Annotated in this window: 10 protein-coding genes; 3 read left to right on the top strand and 7 right to left on the bottom strand. The window is 60.9% G+C overall.

Annotated elements, in window-relative coordinates; translation table 11 throughout:
* The 6 genes from purB to ACNFCJ_RS18835 form a co-directional block, all read right to left on the bottom strand.
* Positions 1-1371: an adenylosuccinate lyase gene (gene purB / locus ACNFCJ_RS18860; protein ID WP_416773005.1), complete on the bottom strand. Its 1371-nt coding sequence runs from the start codon at positions 1369-1371 to the stop codon at positions 1-3.
* Between the two features lie 148 nt (positions 1372-1519).
* Positions 1520-2383 (bottom strand): DMT family transporter, encoded by an 864-nt coding sequence (locus tag ACNFCJ_RS18855; protein WP_416773003.1) that lies wholly within the window; start codon positions 2381-2383, stop codon positions 1520-1522.
* 2 nt (positions 2384-2385) lie between these two features.
* Positions 2386-3006, bottom strand: coding sequence for a high frequency lysogenization protein HflD (hflD, locus tag ACNFCJ_RS18850; protein ID WP_125835023.1), 621 nt, complete (start codon positions 3004-3006; stop codon positions 2386-2388).
* Complete coding sequence (gene mnmA / locus ACNFCJ_RS18845) at positions 3003-4115, bottom strand: tRNA 2-thiouridine(34) synthase MnmA (RefSeq protein WP_416773002.1); 1113 nt, start codon at positions 4113-4115, stop codon at positions 3003-3005. The genes hflD and mnmA overlap by 4 nt, the downstream gene beginning before the upstream one ends.
* 256 nt (positions 4116-4371) lie before the next feature.
* Positions 4372-4812, bottom strand: coding sequence for an NUDIX hydrolase (locus ACNFCJ_RS18840; protein WP_343350189.1), 441 nt, complete (start codon positions 4810-4812; stop codon positions 4372-4374).
* A 161-nt stretch (positions 4813-4973) separates the two neighbouring features.
* Positions 4974-7202, bottom strand: coding sequence for an NADP-dependent isocitrate dehydrogenase (locus ACNFCJ_RS18835; RefSeq protein ID WP_143503827.1), 2229 nt, complete (start codon positions 7200-7202; stop codon positions 4974-4976).
* Between the two features lie 361 nt (positions 7203-7563).
* Here ACNFCJ_RS18835 and icd point away from each other — a divergent pair, with 361 nt between their 5' ends.
* Positions 7564-8820: an NADP-dependent isocitrate dehydrogenase gene (icd, locus tag ACNFCJ_RS18830; protein WP_416773000.1), complete on the top strand. Its 1257-nt coding sequence runs from the start codon at positions 7564-7566 to the stop codon at positions 8818-8820.
* A 99-nt stretch (positions 8821-8919) separates the two neighbouring features.
* On the opposite strand, the gene cspD is transcribed toward icd, so the two are convergent.
* Positions 8920-9189, bottom strand: a complete 270-nt coding sequence (gene cspD / locus ACNFCJ_RS18825; RefSeq protein ID WP_416772999.1) for a cold shock domain-containing protein CspD — start codon at positions 9187-9189, stop codon at positions 8920-8922.
* Positions 9190-9419: 230 nt separating this feature from the next.
* On the opposite strand from cspD, the gene clpS reads away from it, so the two are divergent.
* Together clpS and clpA are read left to right on the top strand one after the other, a co-directional pair.
* Positions 9420-9782, top strand: coding sequence for an ATP-dependent Clp protease adapter ClpS (gene clpS, locus ACNFCJ_RS18820; protein ID WP_003460431.1), 363 nt, complete (start codon positions 9420-9422; stop codon positions 9780-9782).
* A 29-nt stretch (positions 9783-9811) separates the two neighbouring features.
* Positions 9812-12082 (top strand): ATP-dependent Clp protease ATP-binding subunit ClpA, encoded by a 2271-nt coding sequence (gene clpA, locus ACNFCJ_RS18815; RefSeq protein WP_416772998.1) that lies wholly within the window; start codon positions 9812-9814, stop codon positions 12080-12082.
* The last annotated feature ends 10 nt before the right edge of the window (positions 12083-12092 follow it).

Here is a 12092-nt window from a genome sequence, read left to right as displayed (position 1 = left end):
TTAGATCCGCTTGGCCTGGGCCACGGCGTTACCGATGTAGCGCGCCGGAGTCAGTTGCTTGAGCTCTTCCTTGGCGGCGGTCGGCATGTCCAGGCCGTCAATAAAGGCCAGCAGGGCCTCGGGGCTGATGCCCTTGCCGCGGGTCAGCTCCTTGAGCTTCTCGTACGGGTTCTCGATGGCGTAGCGACGCATGACGGTCTGGATCGGCTCGGCGAGCACTTCCCAGCAGGCATCCAGGTCTTCAGCAATTTTCTGAGCATTGAGCTCCAACTTGCTGATTCCCTTGAGGCTGGCTTCGTAAGCGATGACGCTGTGAGCGAAGCCGACACCCAGGTTACGCAGCACGGTGGAGTCGGTCAGGTCACGCTGCCAGCGGGAGATCGGCAGTTTGCTGGCCAGGTGCTGGAAGATTGCGTTGGCGATGCCCAGGTTGCCTTCGGAGTTTTCGAAGTCGATCGGGTTGACCTTGTGCGGCATGGTCGAGGAGCCGATCTCGCCAGCCACGGTCTTCTGCTTGAAGTAACCGAGGGAGATGTAGCCCCAGACGTCGCGGTCGAAGTCGATCAGGATGGTGTTGAAGCGAGCGATGGCGTCGAACAGCTCGGCGATGTAGTCGTGCGGCTCGATCTGGGTGGTGTAGGGGTTCCAGGTCAGGCCCAGGTCACCTTCGATGAACTGACGCGCGTTGGCTTCCCAGTCGATGCTCGGGTAGGCCGACAGGTGGGCGTTGTAGTTGCCCACGGCGCCGTTGATCTTGCCCAGCAGCGGCACGGCGGCAACCTGAGCGATCTGGCGCTCCAGGCGGTAGACGACGTTGGCCAGTTCCTTGCCCAGGGTGGTCGGCGAAGCCGGCTGGCCATGGGTGCGCGATAGCATCGGCACGTCAGCGAACTTCACTGCCAGTTCACGAATGGCGTCTGCCAGTTGTTTCATCAGCGGCAGCAGCACGCTGTCACGGCCTTCACGCAGCATCAGGGCGTGGGACAGGTTGTTGATGTCCTCGCTGGTGCAGGCGAAGTGGATGAACTCGCTGACCTTGTCCAGCTCCGGCAGCTTGGCAGCCTGTTCCTTGAGCAGGTACTCCACGGCCTTGACGTCGTGGTTGGTGGTGCGCTCGATTTCCTTGACGCGCTCGGCGTGCTCGACGGCGAAGTTCTCGGCCAGCTCGTTGAGCAGGGCGTTGGCTTCGGCGGAGAAGGGCGCGACTTCCGGGATGCCCTCGTGGGCGGCCAGGCGCTGCAGCCAGCGCACTTCGACCAGTACGCGGCTACGGATCAGACCGTATTCGCTGAAGATAGGGCGCAGGGCGCTGGTTTTGCCGGCGTAGCGGCCGTCGACGGGGGAAACCGCGGTGAGCGAGGAAAGCTGCATGTAGGCGTTCTCGAGCTGTCGGGCTGATAAGCCATCCGGGGTCGCTGCGCGTCGTGCCTGCTTCAGTGAAGCGGGCGCTAGCTCAGGTGCCTGGACGACCTCTGGCGAAAAGGGCGCATATCATACATGAAAACCGGCGCGTGGCCGCCTATGTCCTGCGTCGTGCGACCGATAACAGACTGGCGGCAAAGATCAGCGCTGCGCCGAGCAGTGACAGGGAGTCTGGCGTCTCGCCCCAGAGCAGCCAGGCGATGATGCCGGCGAAGACGATGGCCAGGTAGGCGACCGGCCCTATCAGCCCCGGCGGCGCCAGGCCGTAGGCGCGCGACATGATCACCTGGCTGGCGGTGGCCAGCAGGCCGATGCCCAGCAGCCAGCTCAGTTGCGTGGTATCCAGTGGTTGCCAGCTCCAGGTCAGTGGGATGGCGGAGAACAGTGCACTGAACAGCGAGAAATAGAAGACGATGCGCGTGGCCGGTTCGCTGTCGCTCATTTCGCGGATGGAGACGAAGGCGAAGGCCGCCAGCAGGCTGGCGGCCAGGCCAAACAGGGCGGGCCCCTCGAACAGGGCGGTGCTGGGTTTGGCCACCAGCAGCACGCCGCACAAACCGATCAGGCTGCTGACCAGCATGCGTCGAGTCAGCGGCTCCTTCAGCCAGATATGTGCGATCAGCGGGGTGAACACCGGCGCCGAGTAGGTGAACAGCATGGCGTCGGCTAACGGCAGGTGGGCGATGGCGTAGAAGAAGCAGTACATCGCCGCCAGGCCGTAGGTGGTGCGCCACAGATGGGATTTCAGGCGGGTCGTGCGTAGCGGGCGAACGCCACGCACCAGCAGCAGGGGCAGGAAGAACAACACGCCGACCAGGTTGCGGAAGAACACCACCGACTCGTTGTTGACGCTGCTGGATATCTCGCGGATGCCGACGCCGGTAAAAGCGAACAGCAGCGCCGAGAGCGCCAGCAGCAGGGCACCCTGTAGGGGTTTTACGCTGCGGCTGGCGGATTCCATGGTCAGTTTCGCGTCAGTTCGTAGAGTTCTTTGAGCAGTTTGCTGCGGCTGAACACCAACTGCCAGCGGTGGCCGCCGAGCTGGCGCCACAGGCGCGCCGAGCGAATGCCAGCGAGAAGCAGGGCGCGGATCTTCGCGGCGTTGTTCGGTTGCTGCAGGAAGCGCATGTCGCCATGCACCTGAATGCGCTGGCGGAAGGTGCTGATGGTGTCTTGGTACAGGCCGCCGCACGCAGCGATGACGTTGTCATGGACCAGGCCGAAATGCTCGACCTGTTGCTGGATCTGGTCGAGGCGACTGCCCATCACCTGCAGCATGTCGCTACGCTTGTCCAGCTGGCGTTCCAGACCGACCATCGCCAGTGCATAGCGCAGCGGCTCGCGCTGCAGGGCGGATGGATTGCGCTCCAGCGAGCTGATCAGTGCGCGATAACCGTCGCGCAGGTTGAGGTCGTCACCGCCGTAGACGTCCAGCGTGCTTTTCGGGTCGCGTACCAGCAGGCTGCCGAGCATGCAGCCCATCGAGGCTTCGCTGACCTGGCCGGTGCGGGCGATCTTGTCGGCCAGCACTGCTGCTTCGAATACGGCGCCGAGGGCGACCAGTTGCTCCTGCAGCGGACTCATTGGGCGTCCTCGTACCAGGCTTCTGCGGTTTCGATAACGCCACCACCCAGGCACACCTCGCCGTCATAGAACACCACGGACTGACCCGGAGTGACGGCGCGCTGCGGCTCGTCGAACACGGCGCGATAGCCGGTCTCGGTCTTCTCCAGGGTGCAGCGCTGGTCGTTCTGGCGGTAGCGCACCTTGGCGGTCAGGCGGCGCGGGCTGCTCAAGTCCACTGGGTTGACCCAGTAGATATCGGAGGCGAGCAGGGCGCGGGAGAACAGCCAGGGGTGTTCGTTGCCCTGGCCGACGATCAGTACATTGCGCGTCAGGTCCTTGCGCAGCACGTACCAGGGGTCGTCGCTGGCGTCCTTGAGACCCCCGATGCCAAGACCCTGGCGCTGGCCGATGGTGTGGTACATCAGGCCATGATGACGACCGATGATCTGGCCCTCGGTGGTCTCGATGTCACCTGGCTGAGCCGGCAGGTACTGCTTGAGAAAATCACTGAAGCGACGCTCACCGATGAAGCAGATGCCGGTGGAGTCCTTCTTCTTCGCCGTGGCCAGCTCGTACTTCTCGGCGATGGCGCGTACCTGCGGCTTTTCCAGCTCGCCAACCGGGAACAGGGTCTTGGCGATCTGCTCGCCGCCGACGGCGTGCAGGAAATAGCTCTGGTCCTTGTTCGGGTCGAGCCCCTTGAGCAGTTCGGTACGGCCATCGATATCGCGGCGACGCACGTAGTGACCGGTGGCGATCAGGTCGGCACCGAGCGACAGGGCGTAGTCGAGAAAGGCTTTGAACTTGATTTCGCGGTTGCACAGGATGTCCGGGTTCGGCGTACGCCCGGCCTTGTATTCGGCCAGGAAGTGCTCGAACACGTTGTCCCAGTATTCGGCGGCGAAGTTGGCGGTGTGCAGCTTGATGCCGATGCGGTCGCATACGGCCTGGGCGTCGGCCAGGTCATCCATGGCGGTGCAGTATTCGGTGCCGTCGTCTTCGTCCCAGTTCTTCATGAACAGGCCTTCGACCTGGTAACCCTGCTCCATCAGCAGCAGGGCGGAAACGGACGAGTCGACGCCGCCGGACATGCCGACGATCACGCGTTGGGTGCTAGGTGCTTGCATGGGAGTCTGCGAGTGAAGCCTGAAAAGCTGCCGAGTCTACCAGAAAGCCTGCCGCCCGTAGGGCGTACTCGGCTTTGGCTTCCTGCGTCGCTCTACCTCCTGCATCCATGCAGTCGTCGCGAAGCAGTACGCCGTAGGGTGTTTGTGGCGCTTTACAGCGATGGACTGTCCGCTTGGCTACGAGCGGCCAGCGTTCCGCTCTTCATTGTCTGGACGCGGCGAGCACGACAACCCCGGATTTCATCCGGGCCAGACTTTAGTTGCGCACCAGTTCCAGTGGCCCGCTGATACCGGCCAAATAATCGTCAACACACTGCAAAACCAGCTCACTGCGCCAGCGCTCGGGTTGTGCGGCCAGCTCGTCACGGGTCAGCCAGGTGATGCTGCTGATGTCACTATCCAGCTCGCGCTCGGGGTCATGGCTTACGGGGCGGGCGCTGAAGCACACGCGTTGATAGGTCACGCCGTTGCTCGGTGCGGTGTAGAGATAGATGCCGAGCAGGGCGGTCAGCTCCACGTTCCATCCGGTCTCCTCGAGTGTTTCCCGTACTGCGGCTTCACGCAGCGACTCGTTGGCTTCCAGATGTCCGGCTGGTTGGTTGAGGACCATACGACCAGCCTTGAACTCTTCGACGAAGAGGAAACGGCCATCATCTTCGATCACCGTGGCCACGGTGATATGGGGTTGCCAGTCCATTTTCGGTGCTCCAAAAAACGATCAGCGTGCAGAATTCTGTAGGAGCGAGCTCTGCTCGCGAAAAAGCTTCGCGAGCAGAGCTCGCTCCTACAAAGATTGTCCAGATCTATAAATAAAGAACCCCGGCGCAAGGCCGGGGTTCTTGTTACGCTGAAGCCTTATCAGGCATTCAGTGCAGCCAGAGCGGCGTTGAAGGTAGCGCTGGGGCGCATCACCTTGCTTGTCAGCTCGGGGTTGGAACGGTAGTAGCCACCGATCTCAGCCGGCTTGCCTTGCACGGCAGCCAGTTCGGCAACGATGGTCGCTTCCTGCTCGGTCAATTGCTTGGCCAGCGGCGCGAAGTGAGCCTTCAGCTCGGCATCGTCGTTCTGCTCGGCCAGGGCTTGAGCCCAGTACAGCGCCAGGTAGAAGTGGCTGCCACGGTTGTCGATCTCGCCGACCTTGCGCGCCGGGGACTTGTTGTTGTCCAGCAGCTTGCCGGTAGCCTGGTCCAGGGTCTTGCCCAGTACCTTGGCCTTGGCGTTGTTGGTCTTGATGCCGGTTTCTTCCAGCGATACGGCCAGGGCCAGGAACTCGCCCAGGGAATCCCAGCGCAGGTAGTTCTCTTCGACCAGCTGTTGTACGTGCTTGGGCGCAGAACCGCCGGCGCCGGTTTCGTACATGCCGCCGCCCGCCATCAGCGGAACGATAGACAGCATCTTGGCCGAAGTACCCAGCTCCATGATCGGGAACAGGTCTGTCAGGTAGTCACGCAGCACGTTACCGGTGACCGAGATGGTGTCCTGGCCGCGGATCATGCGCTCCATGGAGACGCGGATGGCCTCGTTGTAGCCCATCATGCGGATGTCCAGGCCAGTCAGGTCGTGGTCCTTGAGGTACAGCTCGACTTTCTTCTGCAGCTCGCGATCATGGGCGCGCTCCGGGTCCAGCCAGAAGATGGCCGGGGTATCGGATTGACGGGCACGGGTAACGGCCAGCTTGACCCAGTCGCGGATCGGGGCGTCCTTGGTCTGGCAGGCGCGCCAGATATCGCCCGCTTCGACTTCGTGCTGCATCAGCACGGTGCCATCGGCAGCTACGACGCGCATGGTGCCGTCGGCGGTCATTTCGAAGGTCTTGTCGTGGGAGCCGTATTCTTCGGCTTTCTGCGCCATCAGGCCAACGTTCGGCACGCTGCCCATGGTGGTCGGGTCGAACGCACCGTTGGTTTTGCAGAAGTTGATCATTTCCTGATAGATGCGAGCGTAGGTGCTCTCAGGCATTACAGCCTTGGTGTCTTTCTGCTTACCATCCTTGCCCCACATCTGGCCGGAGTTGCGGATCATCGCAGGCATAGAGGCGTCGACGATGACGTCGCTCGGGATGTGCAGGTTGGTAATGCCCTTGACCGAATCGACCATGGCCATTTCAGGGCGATGAGCGTAGACCTCGTGGATGTCATGCAGGATTTCTTCCTGCTGCGAGGCTGGCAGCGACTTGATCTTGTCGTAGACGCTGCTGATACCGTTGTTCGGGTTGACGCCCAGTTCCTTGAACAGGTCGCCGTATTTGTCGAACACGTCTTTGTAGTAAACGCTGACAGCGTGGCCGAAGACGATCGGGTGGGAGACCTTCATCATGGTCGCCTTGACGTGCAGGGACCACATCACGCCGGTTTCCTTGCAGTCCTGCAGAGTCTTCTCGAAGAAGTCACGCAGCTTGCGGCAACTCATGAACATGCTGTCGAACACTTCGCCTTCCTGCAGGGCGAGTTGTTTCTTGACCTCGACCTTGCCGTCCTTACCGACAAATTCGATGCGCACATCACCGGCCTTGGCCATGGTGATCGACTGCTCGCTGGAGAAGAAGTCGCCGCCGCGCATGTAGTCGGCGTGGGACTGCGAGGCCATGCTCCACTTGCCCATGCTGTGCGGGTGCTTGCGGGCATAGGCTTTTACCGCGGCCGGAGCACGGCGGTCGGAGTTGCCTTCGCGCAGAACCGGGTTGACGGCGCTACCCAGGATCTTGGCGTAGCGGGCGCGAACTTCCTTGTCTTCTTCGCTTTGCGGGTCTTCCGGGAAATCGGGAATGCCGTAGCCCTGAGCCTGCAGCTCGGCGATGGCGGCCTTGAGCTGAGGTACGGAGGCGCTGATGTTCGGCAGCTTGATGATGTTGGCATCGGCTTGCAGAGTCAGTTCGGCCAGTTTGGCCAGGTCGTCATCGATGCGTTTGTCGGCGTCCAGGCGGTCGGCAAAGCTTGCCAGGATCCGTCCAGCAAGAGAGATGTCGCGGGTTTCAACGGAGATGTCAGCCGATGCGGCAAAGGCTTCTACAATGGGCAGAAGCGAATAGGTAGCAAGGGCCGGGGCTTCGTCGGTGAAGGTGTAGATGATCTTCGAAGGGGTGGACATTTAGGGTTAACTCTCTTCTTTGCTGAGCGCGCATAGAAACTCGACCTGCACTGGTAGGCGCCTGGGCCCCATGGTGGCGGGGCCGGGTCGAGGACTCGCCGCGGTGATGTTGGATGCACCCGTAGAGTGTCGAGCAGTTCGAGCCGGCAGACAGTGGTTGCCGTTTACCGGTTTCAAGAGGTTGCTGCCTGGTTCCAGACAGGTCACCCCTTATGACTCGTTAGTCACCTAAGCAGTATACCACTGCGGCACCTCGCCGCAGAATGCCCAGTTGAATAAGACCTTTGCACATGTGTCTGTGGTTCGTGGTTTGCGCTACTCTCGGGAGTGCACACTGTCTAACCACAAGATGGAGTCCAGCATGGGATACCAAAAGATCCAGGTGCCAGCCAGCGGTGACAAAATCACCGTCAACGCCGATATGTCGCTGAATGTTCCAGACAATCCGATCATCCCGTTCATCGAGGGTGATGGTATTGGTGTCGATATTTCCCCGGTGATGATCAAGGTGGTCGACGCTGCGGTGGCGAAGGCCTACGGCGGCGCCCGCAAGATCTCCTGGATGGAGGTTTATGCCGGCGAGAAAGCCACTCAGGTTTACGATCAGGACACCTGGCTGCCGAAAGAAACCCTCGAGGCCGTGCGTGATTACGTAGTCTCGATCAAAGGCCCGCTGACCACGCCCGTTGGTGGCGGCATTCGTTCGCTCAACGTGGCCCTGCGCCAGGAACTCGACCTTTATGTCTGCCTGCGCCCGGTACGCTGGTTCGAAGGCGTGCCCAGCCCGGTCAAGAAACCGGGTGACGTGGACATGGTGATCTTCCGCGAGAACTCTGAGGACATCTACGCCGGCGTCGAGTGGAAGGCTGGCAGCCCCGAAGCCGAGAAGGTCATCAAGTTCCTCACCGAGGAAATGGGCGTCAAGAAGATCCGCTTCACCGACATGTGCGGCATCGGCATCAAGCCGGTTTCCGAAGCTGGCACCAAGCGCCTTGTGCGCAAGGCGCTGCAGTACGCCGTGGACAACGATCGCAGTTCGGTAACCCTGGTGCACAAAGGCAACATCATGAAGTTCACCGAAGGTGCCTTCAAAGAGTGGGGTTACGAAATTGCACGTGACGAATTCGGTGCCGAGTTGCTCGATGGCGGCCCTTGGATGCAGTTCAAGAACCCGCGTAGCGGCAAGAGTATCGTGGTCAAGGACGTGATTGCCGACGCCATGCTGCAGCAGATCCTGCTGCGTCCGGCCGAATATGACGTGATCGCCACGCTCAACCTCAATGGCGACTATCTGTCCGACGCCCTGGCGGCCGAAGTCGGTGGCATCGGTATCGCGCCGGGTGCCAACCTTTCCGACTCCGTGGCGATGTTCGAGGCGACTCACGGCACGGCGCCGAAATACGCCGGCCAGGACAAGGTCAATCCGGGCTCGGTCATTCTCTCGGCCGAGATGATGTTGCGTCACATGGGCTGGGCCGAGGCGGCCGATCTGATCATCAAGGGCACCAACGGCGCCATCGCTGCGAAGACCGTGACCTATGACTTCGAACGTCTGATGGAGGGTGCGAAGTTGATGTCGTGCTCCGAGTTCGGCGATGCGATGATCAGCCATATGTAGGCTGATTAAGGTGTGAAAAAAGGCCGGTCAAATGACCGGCCTTTTCGTGTTCAGCACATCCATGTGCTTCGTATTCGATGAAGCTGTGGGTTAGGATGCTCAGGCTTCGGCAGTACTCGCGATACTCTGCGTCTGGGTGGCTGCCACGGGGGCATCCTGAGTGGCGCTGGCTGCGCTGATATTGACCGCATGCAGTCCTTTGGGGCCTTGCACGATCTCGAAGCGGACCGACTGACCGGCCTTGAGCGTTTTATAGCCGTCCATCTGGATGGCCGAGTAGTGGGCGAACAGGTCCTCATCTCGGCCGTCGGCCAGGATGAATCCATAGCCTTTGGCGTTGTTGAACCACTTGACCTTACCGCTGAGCATGCTGATATCCCTCTGCAAAGGACTCCATCTCTGGAGTATCATCCACTTCATTCCGCGCGATAACCGACCAGGCTGGGCGAAGGCGTGGAATCCCTGATACCCACCAGTGGGTATTCATTTGTTGTAACACCCTTTTGCCGTTAGTCAAGGCTATACGGCGGATGGCTGAGAACTCAGTCAAACTCCCTCTAGCATCCCCGTTCGCCCAGCCCTGAACCTCTGATTTCAGCATGCATGCAAGTAGCCAGATTCGACTAACATTCAATCAGGATCACCCGGCAGAGCATGAGGATGACTCCTCTGGTATTGCTGTTCAGGAATCCAAGCCAGCATTGCAGGCACCACCGATGTACAAGGTGGTCTTATTCAATGACGACTACACCCCGATGGATTTTGTCGTTGAAGTGCTCGAAACGTTTTTCGGCATGAACCGGGAGCTGGCAACCAAGATCATGCTCGCCGTCCATACAGAAGGGCGTGCGGTATGTGGTGTGTACACCCGCGATATTGCGGAGACCAAGGCAATGCAGGTCAACCAGTACGCGCGAGAGAGCCAGCATCCGCTACTCTGTGAAATAGAGAAGGACGGTTAACGCCGGCCACTTGGGTATGAGGTGAAGCTATGTTGAATCGAGAGCTCGAAGTCACCCTCAATCTGGCTTTCAAGGAGGCCCGTGCCAAGCGTCATGAGTTCATGACGGTCGAGCATCTGCTGCTCGCCTTGCTGGACAACGAGGCAGCCGCCAGTGTGTTGCGGGCCTGTGGGGCCAACCTCGACAAGCTACGCCACGATTTGCAGGAGTTCATTGACTCCACCACGCCATTGATTCCTCAGCACGATGAAGACCGCGAAACCCAGCCAACCCTGGGTTTCCAGCGTGTTCTGCAACGCGCGGTGTTCCATGTGCAGAGTTCCGGCAAGCGTGAAGTGACCGGCGCCAACGTGCTGGTCGCGATCTTCAGCGAGCAGGAAAGCCAGGCCGTGTTCCTGCTCAAACAGCAGAGTGTGGCCCGCATCGATGTGGTCAACTACATCGCCCATGGCATCTCCAAGGTGCCGGGGCACGGTGATCACCACGAGAACGATCAGGAGATGCAGGATGAGGAGGGCGGCGAGTCCTCTACCTCCAGCAATCCATTGGATGCCTACGCCAGCAATCTCAATGAGCTGGCCCGCCAGGGGCGTATCGACCCGTTGGTCGGGCGTGAGCATGAAGTCGAGCGCGTTGCGCAGATCCTTGCGCGTCGGCGCAAGAACAATCCACTGCTGGTGGGCGAGGCCGGTGTCGGCAAGACCGCCATCGCCGAAGGTCTGGCCAAGCGTATCGTTGACGAGCAGGTGCCTGATCTGCTGGCCGACAGCGTGGTGTATTCGCTGGATCTCGGTGCGCTGCTGGCCGGCACCAAGTATCGCGGCGACTTCGAGAAGCGCTTCAAGGCGCTGCTCAATGAGCTGCGCAAGCGTCCACATGCCATCCTTTTCATCGACGAGATCCACACCATCATTGGTGCGGGCGCGGCGTCGGGCGGGGTCATGGATGCGTCCAACCTGCTCAAGCCGGTGCTGTCGTCGGGTGAGATTCGCTGCATCGGCTCCACCACCTTCCAGGAATTTCGCGGTATCTTCGAGAAGGACCGCGCGCTGGCGCGACGCTTCCAGAAGGTCGACGTGGTCGAGCCTTCGGTAGAGGACACTGTCGGCATTCTCAAGGGGCTCAAGGCGCGCTTCGAGCAGCATCACCACATCGAGTACAGCGAGGAGGCCCTGCGTGCAGCGGCCGAGCTGGCCGCGCGCTACATCAATGACCGGCACATGCCGGACAAGGCCATCGACGTGATCGACGAGGCGGGTGCCTACCAGCGTCTGCAGCCGGAAGACAAGCGGGTGTCGCGTATCGAGGTCGCCCAGGTCGAAGACATCGTCGCCAAGATCGCGCGGATTCCGCCAAAACACGTATCGAGTTCCGACAAGGAGCTGCTGCGTAATCTGGAGCGTGACCTGAAACTCACCGTTTTCGGTCAGGATGCCGCCATCGATTCGCTCTCCACCGCCATCAAGCTGTCGCGTGCCGGTCTCAAGGCGCCGGACAAGCCGGTCGGCTCCTTCCTGTTCGCCGGCCCCACGGGCGTGGGCAAGACCGAAGCAGCGCGGCAGTTGGCCAAGGCCATGGGCATCGAGCTGGTGCGTTTCGACATGTCTGAGTACATGGAGCGCCATACTGTGTCGCGCCTGATCGGTGCGCCGCCCGGTTATGTCGGTTTCGACCAGGGTGGCCTGCTCACCGAGGCGATCACCAAGCAGCCGCACTGCGTGCTGTTGCTCGATGAGATCGAGAAGGCGCATCCGGAAGTCTTCAACCTGCTGCTGCAGGTGATGGACCACGGCACGCTGACCGACAACAACGGGCGCAAGGCGGATTTCCGCAACGTGATCCTGATCATGACCACCAACGCCGGTGCGGAAACCGCCTCGCGTGCCTCGATCGGTTTCACCCAGCAGGATCATTCCACCGATGCCATGGAAGTCATCAAGAAGAGCTTCACGCCGGAGTTCCGCAACCGCCTGGATACCATCATCCAGTTCGGTCGCCTGAGCCACGAGACCATCAAGAGCATCGTCGACAAGTTCCTCACCGAACTGCAGGCGCAGCTGGAAGACAAGCGTGTCACGCTGGAAGTCAGCGATGCGGCGCGCAGCTGGCTGGCCGAGCGCGGTTACGATGTGATGATGGGCGCGCGGCCGATGGCGCGTTTGATCCAGGACAAGATCAAGCGTCCGCTGGCAGAGGAAATCCTCTTCGGCGAGCTGGCCGAGCATGGCGGCGTGGTACACGTCGACATCAAGGATGGCGAGCCCAGCTTCGAGTTCGAGACGGCGGCGGAGGTCGCCTGATCGAATGGCC

It is taken from the genome of Pseudomonas sp. NY15364 (assembly GCF_048068235.1).
In the GTDB taxonomy this organism is placed as follows: domain Bacteria; phylum Pseudomonadota; class Gammaproteobacteria; order Pseudomonadales; family Pseudomonadaceae; genus Aquipseudomonas; species Aquipseudomonas mendocina_D.
Note: the sequence above shows the minus strand (reverse complement) of the source record. Positions and strands in the feature narration are given on the sequence as shown.